General features: G+C 61.7%; 14 protein-coding genes. All 14 read right to left on the reverse strand.

All coding sequences use genetic code 11. From position 1 onward, the window contains the following. Window positions 1-10: 10 nt before the first annotated feature. Window positions 11-2,269, reverse strand: coding sequence for a CHASE2 domain-containing protein (locus AC07R0_RS20835; RefSeq protein WP_495106274.1), 2,259 nt, complete (start codon window positions 2,267-2,269; stop codon window positions 11-13). 135 nt (window positions 2,270-2,404) lie between these two features. Then, window positions 2,405-3,994, reverse strand: a complete 1,590-nt coding sequence (locus tag AC07R0_RS20840) for a FecR domain-containing protein (protein WP_495106275.1) — start codon at window positions 3,992-3,994, stop codon at window positions 2,405-2,407. Between the two features lie 104 nt (window positions 3,995-4,098). Continuing rightward, window positions 4,099-4,827 carry a response regulator transcription factor gene (locus AC07R0_RS20845; RefSeq protein WP_495106276.1) on the reverse strand — a complete coding sequence of 243 codons (729 nt, stop codon included), beginning with the start codon at window positions 4,825-4,827 and terminating at the stop codon, window positions 4,099-4,101. A gap of 506 nt (window positions 4,828-5,333) precedes the next feature. Next, window positions 5,334-5,720, reverse strand: a complete 387-nt coding sequence (locus AC07R0_RS20850) for a SirB2 family protein (protein ID WP_495106277.1) — start codon at window positions 5,718-5,720, stop codon at window positions 5,334-5,336. A 7-nt stretch (window positions 5,721-5,727) separates the two neighbouring features. Then, window positions 5,728-6,921 carry an NnrS family protein gene (locus tag AC07R0_RS20855; protein WP_495106278.1) on the reverse strand — a complete coding sequence of 398 codons (1,194 nt, stop codon included), beginning with the start codon at window positions 6,919-6,921 and terminating at the stop codon, window positions 5,728-5,730. Window positions 6,922-6,931: 10 nt separating this feature from the next. After that, window positions 6,932-7,339 carry a ribonucleotide reductase subunit alpha gene (locus tag AC07R0_RS20860; RefSeq protein WP_495106279.1) on the reverse strand — a complete coding sequence of 136 codons (408 nt, stop codon included), beginning with the start codon at window positions 7,337-7,339 and terminating at the stop codon, window positions 6,932-6,934. 53 nt (window positions 7,340-7,392) lie between these two features. Beyond that, window positions 7,393-8,154 carry a carbonic anhydrase gene (locus tag AC07R0_RS20865; RefSeq protein ID WP_495106280.1) on the reverse strand — a complete coding sequence of 254 codons (762 nt, stop codon included), beginning with the start codon at window positions 8,152-8,154 and terminating at the stop codon, window positions 7,393-7,395. Window positions 8,155-8,185: 31 nt separating this feature from the next. Next, window positions 8,186-9,127 carry a peptidylprolyl isomerase gene (locus AC07R0_RS20870; protein WP_495106281.1) on the reverse strand — a complete coding sequence of 314 codons (942 nt, stop codon included), beginning with the start codon at window positions 9,125-9,127 and terminating at the stop codon, window positions 8,186-8,188. A gap of 39 nt (window positions 9,128-9,166) precedes the next feature. Continuing rightward, window positions 9,167-9,898, reverse strand: a complete 732-nt coding sequence (narI, locus tag AC07R0_RS20875; RefSeq protein WP_495097820.1) for a respiratory nitrate reductase subunit gamma — start codon at window positions 9,896-9,898, stop codon at window positions 9,167-9,169. Next, the gene (gene narJ / locus AC07R0_RS20880; protein ID WP_495106282.1) at window positions 9,895-10,593 is read right to left on the reverse strand and encodes a nitrate reductase molybdenum cofactor assembly chaperone; all 699 of its coding nucleotides are present in this window, start codon (window positions 10,591-10,593) and stop codon (window positions 9,895-9,897) included. The genes narI and narJ overlap by 4 nt, the downstream gene beginning before the upstream one ends. Before the next feature lies 1 nt (window position 10,594). Then, complete coding sequence (narH, locus tag AC07R0_RS20885) at window positions 10,595-12,118, reverse strand: nitrate reductase subunit beta (RefSeq protein WP_495106283.1); 1,524 nt, start codon at window positions 12,116-12,118, stop codon at window positions 10,595-10,597. Beyond that, window positions 12,115-12,483, reverse strand: a complete 369-nt coding sequence (locus AC07R0_RS20890; RefSeq protein ID WP_495106284.1) for a cupin domain-containing protein — start codon at window positions 12,481-12,483, stop codon at window positions 12,115-12,117. Before AC07R0_RS20890 ends, narH begins: the two co-directional genes overlap by 4 nt. Before the next feature lie 22 nt (window positions 12,484-12,505). Then, a complete protein-coding gene (locus tag AC07R0_RS20895) occupies window positions 12,506-16,420 on the reverse strand; it encodes a nitrate reductase subunit alpha (protein WP_495106285.1) in 3,915 nt (1,304 codons plus the stop codon). Between the two features lie 99 nt (window positions 16,421-16,519). Then, a complete protein-coding gene (locus AC07R0_RS20900; protein ID WP_495106286.1) occupies window positions 16,520-18,148 on the reverse strand; it encodes an MFS transporter in 1,629 nt (542 codons plus the stop codon). Between the last annotated feature and the right edge of the window lie 19 nt (window positions 18,149-18,167).

Consider the following 18,167-nt stretch of genomic DNA (forward strand, 5'->3'; position numbering starts at 1 on the left):
GAGGCTGGGTTTACTCGGTGCTCTTTGCTAGTGAGAACTGCAGCACGGTGCCGTGCCCTGGCGCACTGCTCAGCTGGATGCGGCCGCCAAGCCGCTCCACTACAGTGCGTACAAATACCAGGCCCAGGCCAATGCCCTTGGGGGCCGATTTTCGGTCCGGCTGCAGGCGCACAAAGTGCTGAAACAGCAGTTCTTGCTGCGCCGTTGAAAGGCCGGGGCCGACATCTGCAATTGCCAACTGCCAGCGACCTGGCAGTTCTTGCACGCTACAGTGAACCTCGCTATGTGCCGGGCCGTACTTCACCGCGTTGGAGAGCAGGTTTCCGATGGCTCTGGTCAGCAGCCCACGGTCGGCTTCGCACCAGGCGGGCTGATCTGCGAGATGCAGCTTGAAGCGGATACCACGGGCTTGCGCTTGAGGCCAAACTTCATCGACTGCTTCGTTTAAGAGTTCGGATAGATCGACTGTCTGCATCCGATAGGCATTGGACTTGGCATGGGCCAACTGCACGAATTCTTCGGCTAAATGCAAGGTACGCTGGGCATAGCGCTCGATGCGTTGTAGTGTGTCGGGGCCGATCGCGGTAGCGGGCTGCATGCGCTGAAGTTCCAGCAAGGCCAGGATGGACGATTGGGGGGAGCGCATATCGTGCGAGATGAAGCGTAAGGCTTCATCACGTTGCTGCTCAGCCGCGCGGATCGCGCTGATGTCGACCAGGCTGGTGATCCAGCCGGTTGCTATGCCACCAGTATCAAAACAGGGTACGCAGCGCACCAATACAGCGTTTCCTGCTATATCTTTTGATTCAATTGTCCAAATGTCCGTCGTCTTTGCCAGAGAGTTGTCTTGCAACGCAGGAATGCCTGGCACCTGTAGATGGACATCGCGCAGCAGATCCGCAAGTGCTTGTTTGGCAACCTGCTGGATGCCCAGGTGCTGGAAATACTGGCCGGCGGCCTGGTTCGCCATCAACACTTGGCCAGCCGAGTCGCTAATGATGGTGGCATCTGGCAAATGGCTGAGCACGTCACTGACGAAGCGGTGCAGATTGCGCAATTGCGCCGACGCGTTCTGCAGTGCATGGATATGGCGCTCCAGTGGGTCGCCCAGGCTCTTGGCGGGCTGCATTGGGGGAAATTCGTGGCGCGTTTCCATGCGTCGAAACTCTTGTAGCAAATACCCTGTGGCTGCACTTAGTCTGCGCCACATCCATAGGGGATAGGCGGCGAGCAGGCCTATGAGAGCGGCGGTAGGCGCATAGCTGATACCGGCGTAGCGCATGGCCAGCCAGCTGGCGCCGAGCGTCAACAGGATGAGGGTAGCGCTAGCAAGCAAGGACGCGGTGGGCGACAGCCACAGAATAGCCAGTAAGCCCAATGCAACTGGTACCACGCAGAACGCCGCGTTGCGCCAGCCAGTGGCCCGCTGCACCCGCTGCTGCATTAGCAGCGCATTCATCACATTCGCCGAAATTTCCACACCTGCGGTAAGCTCGGCATTACCGGAGCGTGGGGTGGCGTATGCATCACCCATGCCTGCCGATGTGGCCCCGACCAGCACATACTTACCGGTAAATGTGGACGGCGGAACCTGGCCCTTCAGCACATCCACATAAGACACCTGCTGAAAATGCGTTGGCGCTCCAACGAACGGAATTTGCATCAAGTGGTCGCGCACCCATGGATGTGGCGTGCTATTGGTCGTTTGGACAGACGGTGTATCGCGATTGCCTGCAGTGAAGCCGCCAGCTTCCAGAGTGGCGACGCCCAGATGGCTCCACCAGTGCGCACCATCACCCTCACGTAAATAGGCGGTGCGGACTATGCCATCTGCGTCTAGCTGTAGCTGAATATGTCCTATGGCTGCGGCCGATGCGGCTAGCACCGGCACGGGAAGCAGCGGTGTGTACTTGCCGGCGCCATAGTTGTCCTGCAGTGCCAGCGGCAGAACGACTTTGCCGTTGCGTCGCATTGCGTCGGCAAGCACTGCGTCATCGGCGGCGTACACCGGGTCCTGCTCCGTAAGGATCAAGTCCATTCCGACTGCTTTGGGGCGGGCTGGTGTGAGTTGGTCGAGCAGCGCCGCGTGGAAGCCGCGTCGCCATGGCCAGCGCCCGATGGCGGCCAGGCTTTTGTCGTCGATGGCAATCAGCACAATCTCGTCCGATACCGGGCGATCCACCAGGCGCATGAGCTGATCTGCAATCACCAGATTCGATCGTTCCAGCGCGTTGTAACTGCCCAGCATGGCCACAACCGCCAGCAGCATTGTGGCTAGCAGCAACCATTCCCGCTGGCGCCTTCTCAAGCGGCGCGGATGCAACCCGCTATCCTGCCGTAAAAGTACCCTGCCGAGCCGCCATTTAAACAAGATACGACGCTGCCTGTCTGCGTGGCTGGGTCATTAATGACTGCCTGGACGCACCGGATTTCCATCGGAGCTGAGCACCGATTGGCTACCTGACGTCATCAGGCGTGCCGGTACGGTGAAGGACTGGGTGGAGGTAAATGCACTGGCATGACCCTCGCGGTCCAGTTGCTGCACCCGGACGTAATACACGCCGGCCGGCGGCAGCGGATGGCTGAAATTGGATGTTTCCACCACGCTGTCGTCCAGTATGTTGGCAAAGTTGGAGTCGTGCGCGATCTGTATATGAAAGCGTACGCCGTCCGTCATTGCCGTACCCCAATGTATCGATAGTGCTGTAGGGCCGTCGGCTGCCACGCGAGGTGCCTGCGGTGTGGGCGGCAGGGCTTCTACCCTGAAGCTGACCGGTTTGCTGAACGGCCCGCGGTCGCGTATGCCGTCTGAAGTGTTTTTTACCGATGCGACACGCCAGAAATACGTGCCGGGGACGAGATCACTTACAAACTGGCGACACTGGGGCAAGTCGTGTAAATCTTCGACCAGATTGCGGAATGCCGCATCGCGTGCCACTTGCAAATCGTAGGCTGTGATTCCGGTGTTTTCGGTACACAGCATTTCGATGCTGGACGAAAACCACTGGCTACCCTGCTGCGGTTGGCGCAGGAATGGTGCCTCGGGGCGCGCCTTGACCTGTATAGAGCGACTTGCCTCTACGCCAAGGACACCTCGTCCATCGACCGGGCGCACTGCCAATTGGTAAGTGCCATCGTCCAGGCCTTCAAAGCGCACGTCCGTCTGGGTAAATTGACCAAACCGAATTACCTGGTCCAGCGCGGTGTCGGTAGCGATCCGTACTTGGTATGCCGAGGCGGCGCCGAGAGCGGGGAGGGCGAACTCCACAAACGAAATATCTTCCGCGATGGCAGGCAACTGCGACAGATCAGGTGCGGGTAGCAGCGGCGCCACGATGACTTGGGTATCTGCCGTGCCTAAGCGGGTACCTTCACCTGCATGCACCATTGCTTGCACCGCAGGAGACTGAGCCGAGCGGACCAGTACCGCGCCTTCGGTCACATCGTTGATAAATGCGCCTTTGTCATCCAGGGCCACGCCGAAGCGGGTGCCCCGCACGCCACCCACGGCATGGGGTGTACGGATCTCAAATCGGCTGTTGGCTGAGGGCAATGGCGTTACCTTCGATTCCACGCGGCCGTGGTCCAGTTGGATCGTCGATCGAATGTCCTTAGACGCCGGCGCATAGAGCATTTCATTCAGCTGAATACGGGTATTGGCTGGCAGCCGAATTGTCGAACCATCGGCCAGGCGCAGCGTCACGAAGCCCTTGTCACCGATCGTCAACTGGCTGCCCTGTGGCAGATATTGGCCCATGACCAGCGCTTGGTCTTTGGGCTGACCTGGTGTTGAAGCGCTGGCGTCACCGACTACATGCACTACTTGTACATTCGCCGGCTGGGGGCGCAATAGATGTACGGGGATTGTCAGTACGGTGCCCGGCCGCAGATGTAAGGGGTCGTGCACCTTGTTCAATTGTTGCAGCAGCTTCCACTGCTCTGGTTTGTAGAGATAGCGCTGGGCTACCACATACAGGTTTTCACCCGGTTGCAAGGTGTAGTCGATATTTTGCGAAAAAGCGGCAGCGCTGGAACCCAGAAGAATCGGGGCAAGAATCCAAGGTGTGTGGCAAAGAATCTGGGATAAAAATCGGGCGATCATTCGGATTGTTGAAACGCGGTAGGTCCATAGTCTGGCGTGGTTGACTGGACTTTTTCCAGCCGGTAGCCATGGTTGTAGACAGAAGTCAGCCGGTAGCCGTTTTCGGCTCGTAACGCCAGCTTGCTACGGACATGGGAAAAGTAGACGTCGAGTGACCGGGAAGTGACATCGGCACCCTTACCCCACAGCGCTTCGATTAGGTAACCGCGCGACACTAGTTGGCCCAGGTGGGTAAACATGGTTAGCGCCAGGTCGAATTCCTTGTGTTTCAACACCACCGCGATGCCGTCCAGATATACGTTCCGTTGGGTCGTATGGAAGCGGTAACGGTCAAAGTTAAGTTCTTCGGTGGCGCGGATATGGCCGCCACGGCGCAGCAGGGCAGCAATGCGTGCACGCAGTTCCACCACGCGCTTGGATTTGACAATGTAGTCGTCGGCACCGCACTGCAGTCCGGTCACGATATCGCGTTCGTCGCTGCGATTGGTTAGCATCAAAATCGGTATTGCCGACGTTAAATGTGTCCGTACCTTGTGCACAATCGCTGTGCCTTCGATGTCTGGCAGCTCCCAGTCGATGATCAGAAGGTCAAAGGTTTCTCGCTCTACCGCATGCAAAAAGTCCTCACCCTGGGCGAAGACGTGACAGTCGTGGCCCATCGCAGCCACCACCGCGTGGATAAGGTCAAGTTGGGCAGGATCGTCATCAACAGCTGCGACGCGCATCGAGTCTATCTTGGCGAATGAAAGTTGCTGAGCTGGGATGCAAGCGATGTGCCCCAGTGTTTGGCATCTGTAGCACTTTGCAACAGGTGTTTAGTAGGGTAAATACTTTACCGCAAGCAAGCTGACATGAAATGATTCTTAATATTCCATTGGCAAATGGTGTGGTATACGATCCACTTTGTTGTTTTGGAGTCCTAAATCAAGGACGGTCGGCTCAAAACGAGGCTAGCCATAGAGGCTGTGAATGGCCGGCCCAGCTTGGTAAGACCATAGAGCAATATATTGCAGACCTGTAATTTAAGGCTGATGTCACGTAGGGTCAGGTAAAGCAGTTCGATCAACACGTGATCGATGGCAGCTCGAAAAAGTGGCGAGTCGAGATCGAGAAATTTTGTTTACGACTTTAACTATGGCCGTTGTTAAATCGTAACGCTGCAAACCCGCATGAATGCTAGGTCCCTGTTCACGACCTTAATTGCACGGAATAACTGGATTGTTCTGGGCAATTAAAGTCTAAACAGCCCCCATGGACTTTTGCTGATGGCTACCGCCACGATGTAGCCCACGCTGGTCAGCGCGCCCAGAAAGGCTATTGCACGCACTGGCCGGGAATGGTGGGGCTGTAACGCCACCATGCCCAGTGTTATATAGACCAGTAAACCGGCGATTTTGGCCAGCAGCCAGGGCGTCAGGAACGGGTTGAGCCGCAATGTCCACGCCAGGCTCAGCGCCGACAGCAGTAGAACCGAATCCACGGCATGCGGCAGGCTCTGGGCGATCCGGCCGCGCACCCAGGCAGCGCCGGACAGCGCGCCCAGGCCGCGGGTGAAAAAGCCCGCAACCGACAAGGCCACGGCGGTCTGGTGGATGGTCTTGAGTGCTAGGTAGTCCATGGTCGCTTCAACCGGGCCGGCCATCCAGGCGGGGCCGGGTCAGCACCGGCCAGTAGGCCACGGCATACACGGCAAAGCCGAGCGACCACAGCAGGCCGGAACACAGCACGGCGGGTACGGCGGCTGCTGGCACCGCCAGCGGTACGAACACCCGCACTAGCGCCGCGGCCAGCACACAGCCGTAGCTGATCATCTCCATGCGGCCCGCGCGCAGCGGCCTGCCGGTATGGCCCAGCGCCGTGCGTGTCACCATGCCGATGACCAGACCGCCGATGGCGCCCACCGTCAGTGCATGCGTGGCGGCCGATGCTGTCACCCAGCCGGGTATGGACAAGGCACGCAAGCCCAGGTGCAGCACGATCCACAGATAGGCCGCATGTAGCACCCAGACCAGCGGCGTGCGCCAGGTGGTCCATGGCTGCCACAACCACCAGCGCACCAGATGGGCGACGGCGGCCGCGCCTAGCAAGCCGGCCAGTGCGACGCCATGCCAGGGCAGTAGGTCGGCCACCAGGATGAGCAACACCAAGCCCAGGGCCAGCTTTTCCACGGCCGGGTGGCGCACCGCCTTGGCCCTCGGAATGCCGTTGTTGGTGAACATGGGAATGACGCGCCCGCCCATCACCACCATGATGAACAGCACCACATCCAGCCCGATCTGGATACCCAGCCAGCCCGGTAGCGCCAGCATCCCGAGCAGCACCAGGTGCACCATCAGCGCCGCTGCTGACAGCAGCACCAACAGGCCGATGAAGAAATAATTGCGCCGGTTGCGCGCGGCGAGGAAAGGAATCGCCAGCGCAATGGCCGCGGCCAGCGGAAACGCGGTATTGGCAACGGCCGCCGCCCAGCCGAACGGGGTGAGCACCAGCACGCGCGCAGCCACCCACAGTCCGGCCAGTGCCGCCAGCGGCAGACCCGTTGGTGTGGGATGGTTCGACCAGTTGCGCCCGGCGGTGAAGAGAAAGCCCACCACCACGGCCAGTGTGAAGCCGAACAGCATCTCGTGCGCATGCCACAGAGGACCCTGCAGATAAGGCCGGCCTAGCCAGCCCGCGTATTGCAGGGCCCACAAGGCGATGGACAGTGCAGCGAACACACTGGCCAGCAAATAGAACGGCCGAAAACCCATGCGCCACAACGCCAGACCGGGGTCGATGGCGGCCGGCTTGGGCTCTCGGATTTGGATGGCGTCCACCATGGCGGAGCCGTCAGCAGCCCAGGGACACCGCCTGGCCTTGGCGATCAAAGGGAACCATGGCTGCCAGTTGGCCCGCCTTGATGGACGCCACCATACGCTCAAGAGCCTGCTCCGTGACTGTGCTGCCGGGCGGTATCCCCTGTGTCCCAGACAGGCTGCTTGCAAACACCATGCTCCACGCCGACGCCATTTGCACCGACTCTTTCACCAGATCGGCGAAGCTGTGCAGTTCGTCGGGTGTCTTGTCCACGCACATCACTGGCACCAGCGCGCCGCCCTGGCCCGCCAGGAAGCGTTCGCGCTGCGCTGGCGTGCTGTCTTCAGGCAGGTCGGCATTCGCAAACACCAGCAGCAGGCGTTGTGGTAGCGGCTGTGCCCGCGCGGCCTGCAGCAAGTCGTCAAAACAGGAAATATCCATGGGTTGCTCTCTTTCAGATAAGGGCTAGGAGGTCACTGGTCCAGCGGGTGGTATCAGTGCGGGCTGTAGGCATCGTCTATCTCATTGAAAACCGGTTCGGTTAAATGCTCTCTGTACGGCCCATCCCCGCTGTGTGAGGCCGTGGATGCCGGGACGAACTGGCCGGTCTGGACATCAAATACGTGAACTTCACCGTCTTCAATGACGTAGTGCCAGCCGTGCAGCGCCAGGGCCCGCGCCTCGACCCGTTCGCGCACCATGGGGTAGTCCATGAGACGCTCCAGTTGCAGCACTACGGCACGTTGCTCGGTGCGGCGCAGGGCTTCGGGGCCGGGCTGTACCGGCAGCAGGGCCTCGGCGGCTAGGCTCAACCAGGCCTTGAGGTTGACGGCTTCATCCGGCACGCCCTCATAGGCCGCGCGGACGGCGCCGCAATGGCTGTGGCCGCAGACCACGATACGCGAGACTTTGAGGTTGAGTACCGCAAACTCTATAGCGGCAGAGGTGCCGTGGTAGCCGACCCAGCGGCGTGCGGTGTCCCGCGAGCCGTTCATCGGGTCATCGACATAGCCGTCGTAGGGCGGTACAAAGGCGCCGACATTGCGCACGATGAACAGCTCGCCCGGTCCCGCACCCGTCAGCAGGTAGGGCAGCAGCCGTGAGTCGGAGCAACCGATGAACAGGATGGTCGGGTGCTGGCCGTCGCGCACCAGGCTCTGGAACTGCGCTTGCGCACCGGGAAAGGTATGGTCGTGAAAGCGCCGCAGGCGCATCAGCAGGTCGTCTGGCCGATCATCTTGCAGGTTGGCTGGCATGGCGCTGGCGGAAGGCGAGACTATGGCCGCGTTATTGCACCAGCGGCGAGTCGCTGGCTTCCAGCGCCACGCCTACGAGGCTCGCTTGCCCAGCCAGGATGGTGAGGTATTGGCGCAGGGCCGTCGCCCAGGTCTGCTGCTTCAAGGCCAGGCGCACGGCCTCGCGCACGGTCTCAAAGGCTCGTGGCGTGCCGCTCTTGCGCGCCAGCACCTCCACCACATGAAAGCCGAAGCGGCTGTGCACCAGGCGGGGCAACACGCCCATGTCATTCAGGCCGAACAGTTCACGGCCAAACTCTGGCGCGCAGTCTTGCGGGCCTAGCCAGCCCAACTCGCCGCCTTCGGCGGAGCTGGGGCAGTTGGACCATTGCGAGGCCGCGGCTGCAAAGGCCGCTGCCGCCTTCGCATCATCGCGGTCATGGCAGCGGACTTGTAGCATCACGCCCTCGGCGCGGTTGCGTAGTGCCACCACGTCCACGCCCGGCGTCACCGCAAATAGGATGTGGCGGGCGTGGACTTGCTCGTCGGTGCGGTAGCGGGCCGCATGCGCGGCGTAGTAACGGGCGCAGGCCTCGTCAGAGGGTTCAGGCACCTTCAGTTCGCGCTCGAGCAGCGCCTCGATCGCTTCCGTGGCAGCTTCGCTTTGCACGCCGCCCGTCAGGGGCAGGTCGTCTGCGGCCAGCAGTCCGGCTGATTGCGCGGCCTGGCGCAGCAGCTCGCTGCAGGCCATCTGGCGCAGGCTTTCTTCGTTGGGGTATTCGTCCGCCAGGTGGAGCGGCACGCCGTTGACGCTGGCTATGCTGGCTATTGGGCCCGGCCCGCCGGTACGGGGCTCCAGCGGCACGGGCGGAGGGGCCGTCAGCGAGTTGACCAGCGCGGCGTCATAGCCGCCGGCCTGTGGCTTCACACTGAGAGCTGTTGCTGCGCCGCCGCTCTTGCAGCCGCAGGAGCCTGATCCACATCCGTTGTCCATGGTGATTCCTTGTGTTGTATGTTGCGCTGCGTGCCGCGTTCAGGGCCGGTCGCGTTGGGGCGGCAGGTTGTGGTCTTGCGGCAGGTTAAGGCGTCTGGCGCGCGACACCTGATAGGGCCGCAATACATAGAAGATCGAGGCAAAGCCGCTCCACACGTGAACCAGCCGGCTGAATGGAAACAGCAGGAAGATGGTCATGCCAAAGACGATGTGAAACAGATAGGGCCAGGGCAGTGCGGCCAGGGCCGTCGCATCCACCGGTCGCAGAGTGACGATGCGTTGGGCCCAGTCGGCCAGGATCAGCATCACACTGCCGTCGGAATGCTGCAGCGAAAAGGGCAGGGTGATCAGGCCTACGGTCAGTTGCACCCACAGGATCACCAGCACGGCGATGTCGGTGGGGTGGCTGGTGTAGCGGATGCGCGGGTCAAAGATGCGCCGGTACAAAAGCAGCGTGAGTCCGATGAAGCACAGTGTGCCCGCAATGCCGCCGGCAACCACCGCCATCAACTGCTTGCTGGCGGCGCTCATGAAGACGCCATACACGGCGTGTGGCGTGAACAGGCCCACCATATGGCCGAAGAACAAAAACAGCACACCGCCATGGAACAGGTTGCTGCCCCAACGCAGCGTGCCGGTGCGCAGCATCTGCGAGGAGTCGCTCTTCCAGCCGTACTGGCCGTGGTCAAAGCGGATAAGGCTGCCGACCAGGAATACTGTGAAGCAGACATAGGGGTAAACCTGGAACAGGAAACCATAGAGGCCGCTCATATCGATGCTCCTTGTGCCGGGCTGTTCCGGCGGACGATGTGGATTGGTTGCGGGTCGCCCGGCTTGGCCTGGCCCTGTGTCGAGCAGCCGTCAAACGCGGCGGGCTCGGCCCAGGCCACGTCCAGCGGCTCGTCGGGTGTGATGGTGATGGAGCGGGCTGCCTCACCCGCTATCTCCAGTAACGCGCCCAGCACGCTGGCATGCCGGCTCTCGCGCTTTTCCAGCGCGTTGAAGATGGCATTGAGGATGTGCGCCACTTCCGATAGCAGCGCGCGGACTTGCGCTGGCGGCTGGGTGGAGGCGTATTCCAGCAGCACCGGTAGGTAGTCGGGCAGTTCGCCCTCGGCCAGGAACAGGCCTGCGGCCTCGTAGGTTTTGGCCAGATCGATCATGGCCGGGCCGCGCTCGCGCGAGTCGCCATGCACATGCTCGAACAAATGCAGCGAGGTGGCGCGGCCGCAGTCGAACAACTGCACGTAGTCGGCCTCGGCGTCGATGGCGCTTTGGGCCAACTGGCTGTCGATCAGTGCGTCCAGTTCGGCCAGCCGTTCGCGGCCAACGGTGTGCGCGCTATGCAGTGCGGCGCGCATTTCCTGCAGGTGGGAGCGAATGCCTGCGTCGGGGTACTGCAGCAGGCGCGCGAGTACGCGCAGGGTCATGGACAGATCGTTGGCGGTTTGCTTGTGGGTGGTCATGTCAGATCTCCGCCTTGATAGGGATGGTTCTTTTCTTGTCGCTGCCAAAGAGGCTGACTTCGCTGGTTCCCTCCGAGCACCCGTTGCCAAACGAGAAGCCGCAGCCCCCGCGCACATTGAAGGTGTTCTCGGCATATTCACGGTGCGTGGTCGGGATGACGAAGCGGTCCTCGTAGTTGGCAATCGCCATCACGTGGTACATCTCCTCCACCATGGCGCGGGTGATGCCCACTTGCTCCAGCACCGCGTCGTCGACCACGCCGTCCACATGCTTGGCACGCTGGAAGGCACGCATGGCCAGCATGCGTTCCAGCGAGCGGATCACTGGCACGGTGTCGCCGGCGGTCAGCAGGTTGGCCAGGTACTTGACCGGGATGCGCAGCTGGTTAACGTCCGGAATCTGCCCGTTCTGCCCCAGGTGCCCGGCATTGGCTGCTGCACTGATGGGCGAGAGCGGCGGCACATACCAGACCATGGGGAGAGTGCGGTACTCGGGGTGCAGCGGCAGGGCCACCTTCCATTCGACGGCCATCTTGTAGACCGGGCTGTTGCGCGCGGCTTCCATCCACTTGTCGGGGATGCCGTCAACGCGGGCCTGGGCGATCACCATGGGGTCGTTCGGGTCCAGGAAGATGTCCAACTGCGCCTGGTACAGGTCGCGGTCATGCTCCACGCTGGCGGCTTCCTGGATGCGGTCGGCGTCATACAGCAATACGCCCAGGTAGCGGATGCGGCCCACGCAGGTCTCGCTGCACACGGTGGGCTGGCCGGCCTCAATGCGCGGGTAGCAGAAGATGCACTTCTCGGCCTTGCCGCTTTTCCAGTTGTAATAGATCTTCTTGTACGGGCAGCCGCTGACACACATTCGCCAGCCGCGGCATTTGTCCTGATCGATCAGCACAATGCCGTCTTCCTCGCGCTTGTAGATTGAGCCCGAGGGGCACGATGCCACGCAGGCCGGGTTCAGGCAGTGCTCGCATAAGCGCGGCAGGTACATCATGAAGGTGTTCTCGAACTCGCCGTACATATCTTTCTGGATGTCGTCGAAGTTCTTGTCGGCGCTGCGGCCCTTGAACTCACCGCCCAGAATCTCTTCCCAATTCGGACCCCAGACGATCTTGTCCATCTGCTTGCCGGTGATCAGGCTGCGCGGGCGCGCCGTGGGGCTGGCCTTCATCTCGGGGGCGGACTGTAGGTGGCCGTAGTCGAAGGTGAAGGGCTCGTAGTAGTCGTCAATCTCCGGCAGGTTGGGGTTGGCGAAGATCTTCATCAAGAGCTTCCACTTGCCGCCTTGGCGCGGCTCGATCTTGCCGTTGGCCTTGCGCACCCAGCCGCCGTTCCATTTGTCCTGGTTCTCCCATTCCTTGGGGTAACCGATGCCGGGCTTGGTCTCTACATTGTTGAACCAAGCGTATTCCATGCCGGGCCGACTGGTCCAGACGTTCTTGCAGGTAACCGAGCAGGTGTGGCAGCCGATGCACTTGTCCAGATTGAGGACCATGCCGATTTGTGCGCGGATTTTCATGTGTTGTTCTCCTTGAGGGGGACGGGCGGACTGACCGGCGCGTGGCCCACGACGGTGACCAGGGCCGACATGTCGGTGACGGCATGGACGGAATGCGGCGCGCCGGCAGCCACGTGGGTGAGGTCTCCGGCCTGCATGCGCAACTCGCAGCCCGGTGCGCGGAAAATGACCTCGCCTTCCACGCACTGGAAGACCATGGCACCGGGCACCGCGTGCTCGGCAAGATCCGCGCCGGCGCGCAGCACCAGGCGGAAGATCTGCAGGTTGTCGGTGCGCACCACCGTGAAGGTGTGTGTGTCGGGCAGCGCTTCGCCCAGGGGGCCAGCATGCGCGAGTTCACCGGGGGCCAGGTGTTTCAGTGCCATGGCGCGGCTCCCTGAATACGGCTCATGCGTTCTCTCCCTCGGCCTGCGTCGCGCGGACCTGTTCCTGCCCAACCGGTGTGTCCAACCAGTCAATCTTGTCCATCTTGCGTACCACCACGAACTCGTCGCGATTGGTGCCAATGGTTCCGTAGTAGTTGAAACCGTAGCTGAACTGTGCGTAGCCGCCGATCATGTGGGTGGGCTTGAGCACGATGCGGGTCACCGAGTTGTGAATGCCGCCGCGCACACCGGTGATTTCGGAGCCGGGCGTGTTCACGATCTTTTCCTGGGCGTGGTACATCATCACCATGCCGGGCTTGACGCGTTGGCTCACCACCGCCCGCGCCGCGATGGCGCCGTTGATGTTGAACAGCTCGATCCAGTCGTTGTCCACGATGCCGGCCAACTTGGCATCGTCCTCGCTCATCCAGACGCAGGGGCCGCCGCGGCTGAGTGTGAGCATCAGCAGGTTGTCGGTGTAGGTGCTGTGGATGCCCCACTTCTGGTGTGGCGTGATGAAGTTGAGTGCGATTTCCTTGTTGCCGTTGGGCTTGATGCCATGGATGCCGGCGGTGGTCTTCAAGTCCACCGGCGGGCGGTAGCTGCAAAAGCCCTCGCCAAAGGCCTGCATCCATGGGTGGTCCATGTAGAACTGCTGGCGCCCGGTCAGGGTGCGCCATGGGATCATCTCGTGCACATTGGTGTAGCCGGCGTTGTACGAAACGGTCTCGCTCTCGATGCCGCTCCAGGTCGGCGAACTGATGATCTTGCGCGGCTGCGCCTGGATGTCGCGAAAGCGAATCTTCTCGTCCTCGCGGTGGATGGCCAGGTGGGTGTGGTCCAGACCCGTCTGCTTGCCCAATGCTTCCCAGGCCTTGACGGCCACGTGGCCGTTGGTTTCAGGCGCCAGCATCAGCACCACTTCGGCTGCGTCAATGTCGGTCTCGATCTTCGGCATGCCGCGCGTCACGCCCTCGGCGGTGACCAGGCCGCTCAATTCACCCAGTTGCCGCACTTCGGTCTGCGTGTTCCAGCCAATGCCCTTGCCGCCATTGCCCAGCTTGCCCATGAGTGGACCGAGAGCCGTGAAGCGTTTGTAGACGTTGGGGTAGTCGCGCTCGACCACCTGCATGTTGGGGGCGGTTTTGCCGGGGATCAGCTCGCAGTCGCCCTGTTTCCAGTCGCTTACGCCAAAGGGCTGGGCCAGTTCGGCCGGGCTGTCGTGCATCAGAGGCGTCAGCACCAGCTCGCGCTCCACGCCCAGGTGGCCGACGCAGACTTCGCTGAACTTCTTGGCAAAGCCCTTGTAGATGTCCCAGTCGCTGCGGGACTGCCAGGCCGGGTCCACAGCGGTGCTTAGGGGGTGGATAAAGGGATGCATGTCGCTGGTGTTGAGGTCGTTCTTCTCGTACCAGGTGGCTGTCGGCAGCACGATGTCGCTGTACAGACAGGTGGTGCTCATGCGGAAGTCCAGCGTGACCAGTAGGTCCAGCTTGCCTTCGGGCGCCTTGTCGTGCCAGACGACTTCGGTGGGCTTGGCTTCTTCCTTGCCCAGGTCTTTGCCTTGCACGCCGTTGCTGGTGCCCAGCAGGTGCTTGAGGAAGTATTCGTGCCCCTTGCCCGACGAGCCCAGGATGTTGGAGCGCCATACGAACATGTTGCGCGGCCAGTTGTCCGGGTGGTCGGGGTCGGTGCAGCTCATCTTAAGCGAGCCGTCCTTCAGGCCCTTGACGGCGTAGTCCTTTGCGTCCAGGCCGGCTGCAGCAGCGTCGCGCACCACCTGCAGCGGGTTGGTCTGCAACTGCGGCGCGCTGGGCAGCCAGCCCATACGCTCGGCGCGTACGTTGTAGTCAATCATGCTGCCGGCGAATGCCTGCTTGTCGGCCAGAGGCGACAGCACTTCCTCCATACCCAGCTTCTCGTAGCGCCACTGGTCGGTATGGGCATAGAAGAAGCTGGTGCTGTTCATCTGGCGGGGCGGGCGTATCCAGTCCAGTGCAAAGGCCAGTGCCGTCCAGCCCGTCTGCGGGCGCAGCTTTTCCTGGCCCACGTAGTGAGCCCAGCCGCCGCCGCTTTGGCCTATGCAGCCGCACATCATCAGCATGTTGATGACGCCACGGTAGTTCATATCGCTGTGGTACCAGTGGTTCATGGCCGCACCGATGATGACCATGGACTTGCCATGGGTCTTGTGCGCGTTTTCGGCAAACTGCCGGGCCACAGTGATGAGCTGCGCGCGCGGCGTGCCGGTGATCTTTTCCTGCCAGGCGGGGGTGTAGGGTGTGTCGTCATCAAAGCTGGTGGCGGCCAGCTCGCCGGCCAGGCCGCGGGCCACGCCGTAGTTGGCCACTTGCAAGTCGAACACCGTGGCCACCAGGGCTGAGCGTTCCTCTCCGGCCTTGCCCAGCGAGATACGCTGCACCGGCACGGTGCGCACCAGCACGTCGCCAGCTGCGCTGTCGTTGCCGCCCTTGGCTACGTTGTTGGGAAAGCTCTCGTGCTGAATACCGCCGAAGTAGGGGAAGCCGACGCGGGCTGTCTCGGTGCTCGGCGCGTCACCTTCCATCACCGAGAGTTTCAGCTTGACCTCATTGCCGTGGCGCGCTTCCTTGTTCTGCAGGTTCCACTGCCCTTCATCGGCCCGGCCGTCTGCACCCCAACGGAAGCCGATGGCACCATTGGGCAGCACCACTTTGCCGCTCACGTCAAAGGCCACCGTCTTCCACTCGGGGTTGTTGGCCTGGCCCATCTTGCCGTTGAAGTCCGAGGCGCGCACGTAGCGGTCGGGCACGGTGATGACCTCGCCGCTCGGGAGCGTGTGTTCCTTGAGCATTACCAGCATCGGCATGTCGGTGTAGCGGCGGACGTAGTCGTCAAAGTAAGCGCTGCGCTCGGTACGAGCCCCCACGCCGCCTGCGGACGGCTGCCCCCCAAGGGGGCTCGAAGAATTTGGGGCGGCCCGGCATTCTTCGTTGTCGGGGAAGTAGAACTCCTTCAGGATCACGTGGCCCATGGCCATGGCCACGGCCGCGTCGGTGCCCTGCTTGGGGTTCATCCAGATGTCGGCCAGTTTGGCTACTTCGGAATAGTCGGGCGTGATGGCTACGGTCTTGGTGCCCTTGTAGCGCACCTCGGTAAAAAAGTGCGCGTCGGGCGTGCGCGTTTGCGGCACGTTGGAGCCCCAGGCGATGATGAAGCTGGAGTTGAACCAGTCAGCAGATTCAGGCACGTCGGTCTGCTCGCCCCAGACCTGCGGACTGCTCGGGGGCAGGTCGCAGTACCAGTCGTAAAAACTCATGCACACGCCGCCGATCAGGCTCAAGTACCGGCTGCCGGCGGCATAACTGACCATGCTCATGGCTGGGATGGGCGAGAAGCCGATGATGCGGTCTGGCCCGTGTTTCTTGATGGTGTAGACGTTGGCCGCCGCGATGATTTCGTTGACCTCGTCCCACGTGGAGCGGGCAAAGCCGCCCAGGCCGCGGATCTTCTGGTAGTCGGTGCGTTTGGCGTCGTCCTCCACGATGGAGGCCCAGGCCGCCACGGGGTCGTTGCCCAGCCGTGCTTCACGCCAGCTCTTGAGCAGCCGGCCGCGCACCATGGGGTACTTCACGCGGTTGGCGCTGTACAGGTACCAGCTATAGCTCGCACCACGTGCGCAGCCGCGCGGCTCGTGGTTGGGCATGTCCCAGCGGGTGCGGGGGTAGTCGGTCTGCTGGGTTTCCCAGGTGACGATGCCGCCCTTGACGTAGATCTTCCACGAGCAGGAGCCGGTGCAGTTGACGCCGTGGGTGGAGCGTACGATCTTGTCGTGGGCCCAGCGGTTGCGGTAGGCGTCTTCCCAGGTGCGGTCCTCGCCGGTGGTGACGCCGTGGTCGCCCGAGAACGTTTCCCGGGGCTGGGAAAAATAGCTGAGTCGGTCCAGAAAGTGGCTCATGGGATACCTCGGTGTAGCTGCTGTGTTATTGAGTAAAAATGGCCTCTAGCGCATATATCACCTGCGCAGTAAGCTATTAAATATGTAGCAATAGGTGTGTCATGGATTCTTGATTTCCGCGCCTGCGCGCAGGTAGAACCACCAGTTCACGAACAGGCACAGTGCGTAGAACACGGAAAATCCGTAGAAGGCAAACTGCGGCGTGCCAGCTTTGATTTGCTGTCCTATCAACACCGGAGCGATGAAGGCGCCGTAGGCCGCCACAGCCGAGGTCCAGCCCAGCACGGGGCCAGCTTGCTGGCGGTCAAAGATGAAGCCCACGCTACGGAACGTGGAGCCGTTGCCCACGCCGGTGGCGGCAAACAGCACCACGAACAGCAGCATGAAGGCGAAGAAGTACTGGTCGGGCGTGGCCGACTGGTAGGCCAACATCATCACGTAGCCCACAGCCGCTGACGCTGCAACCATCACCACCGAGACCCATTGCGTGACGATGGAGCCTCCAAGCTTGTCCGAGATCCAGCCACCGACGGGCCGGGTAGCTGCACCAATGAAGGGGCCAATCCAGGCATAGGTCAGCGCCGAGGGCGCGTTCGGGTTCTTCAGCGCATGGGTCATCACGCCGGACGCGTCCGCAATGTGCTGAAAGCCAAAAATCACGGTGATGGCCAGTGGCAGGGCCATGGAGAACCCGATGAAGGAGCCGAAGGTGACCACATACAGCGCCGTCATGGCCCAGGTGTGTTTGTTGCGGAAGATTTCAAACTGCTTGGCGACGTTTTCCTTCATCGTGCCGAAGGCGGCCAGCTTCATCACCAGCAGCGCAGCGACGATATCCAGTGGAATCGCCACCCACATATTGAGCACGCCCAGGCCGGTAGGGGCCGGCAGGTACAGGTACAGCATGAAGATCGACGGCACAAAGGCCAGCGTGTACAGGTAGGTGATCTTGGCAAAGGCCACCAGCGGACCACCGGAGGCCGGGGTCACCGTCTTCAGGTTGTTCATGCCCCACCAGCACAGCGCACCCAGCGGAACCAGCGACAGTACCCAGGCGAAACCGGCGTTCTGGATCCAGGTGGGCGTGCCCGCGGCGATCTTGCCGAAAATCCAGCCGCTGTCCTTGACCAAGGGCACCGATGCGCCACCGAAACTGCCAAACAGGCTGACCGTCATCACCAGCGGGATGACGATTTGCATGGTGGTCACGCCGAAGTTTCCCAGGCCGGCGTTTAGGCCCAGTGCCGTGCCTTGCAGGCGCTTGGGAAAGAAGGTGGAAATGTTGGACATGCTGGAGGCAAAGTTGCCACCGCCAACGCCCGACCACAGGGCCATCAGCTGGAATACCCACAACGGCCACTCGGGGTGCTGCAGCGCAATGCCAGTACCAATGGCTGGGGCCAGCAACATGGACGTGGTCAGGAAGATGGTGTTGCGTCCGCCCGCCAGCCGGATCAAGAAGGAAGCGGGGATGCGCATGGTTGCACCCGAGATGCCGGCAATGGCCGTCAATGTGAAGAGTTGCGCCTGGGTGAAGGGAAAGCCCAGGTTCAACATCTGCACCGTGATGATGCCCCACATACCCCACACAGCAAAGCCGCACAACAGGGCAGGGATGGAAATCCACAGGTTGCGGTAGGCGATCTTCTTGCCCGTGCTGTCCCAGAATTTCTCGTCTTCCGGGCGCCAATCGCCAATGTCGGCGGCGGAGGAAATTTTCGTGTCCATTGTTTTCTTTCAGAGAAGC

It is taken from the genome of Rhodoferax sp. GW821-FHT07F03 (assembly GCF_059418745.1).

Excerpts from the sequence above, each read along its gene's own strand:
- AC07R0_RS20835 (WP_495106274.1), bottom strand. The coding sequence starts at position 2,269 with ATGCTGCTGGCGGTTGTGGCCATGCTGGGCAGTTACAACGCGCTGGAA.
- AC07R0_RS20845 (WP_495106276.1), bottom strand. The coding sequence starts at position 4,827 with ATGCGCGTCGCAGCTGTTGATGACGATCCTGCCCAACTTGACCTTATC.
- AC07R0_RS20850 (WP_495106277.1), bottom strand. The coding sequence starts at position 5,720 with ATGGACTACCTAGCACTCAAGACCATCCACCAGACCGCCGTGGCCTTG.
- AC07R0_RS20855 (WP_495106278.1), bottom strand. The coding sequence starts at position 6,921 with ATGGTGGACGCCATCCAAATCCGAGAGCCCAAGCCGGCCGCCATCGAC.
- AC07R0_RS20860 (WP_495106279.1), bottom strand. The coding sequence starts at position 7,339 with ATGGATATTTCCTGTTTTGACGACTTGCTGCAGGCCGCGCGGGCACAG.
- AC07R0_RS20865 (WP_495106280.1), bottom strand. The coding sequence starts at position 8,154 with ATGCCAGCCAACCTGCAAGATGATCGGCCAGACGACCTGCTGATGCGC.
- AC07R0_RS20870 (WP_495106281.1), bottom strand. The coding sequence starts at position 9,127 with ATGGACAACGGATGTGGATCAGGCTCCTGCGGCTGCAAGAGCGGCGGC.
- narI (WP_495097820.1), bottom strand. The coding sequence starts at position 9,898 with ATGAGCGGCCTCTATGGTTTCCTGTTCCAGGTTTACCCCTATGTCTGC.
- narJ (WP_495106282.1), bottom strand. The coding sequence starts at position 10,593 with ATGACCACCCACAAGCAAACCGCCAACGATCTGTCCATGACCCTGCGC.
- narH (WP_495106283.1), bottom strand. The coding sequence starts at position 12,118 with ATGAAAATCCGCGCACAAATCGGCATGGTCCTCAATCTGGACAAGTGC.
- AC07R0_RS20890 (WP_495106284.1), bottom strand. The coding sequence starts at position 12,483 with ATGGCACTGAAACACCTGGCCCCCGGTGAACTCGCGCATGCTGGCCCC.
- AC07R0_RS20895 (WP_495106285.1), bottom strand. The coding sequence starts at position 16,420 with ATGAGCCACTTTCTGGACCGACTCAGCTATTTTTCCCAGCCCCGGGAA.
- AC07R0_RS20900 (WP_495106286.1), bottom strand. The coding sequence starts at position 18,148 with ATGGACACGAAAATTTCCTCCGCCGCCGACATTGGCGATTGGCGCCCG.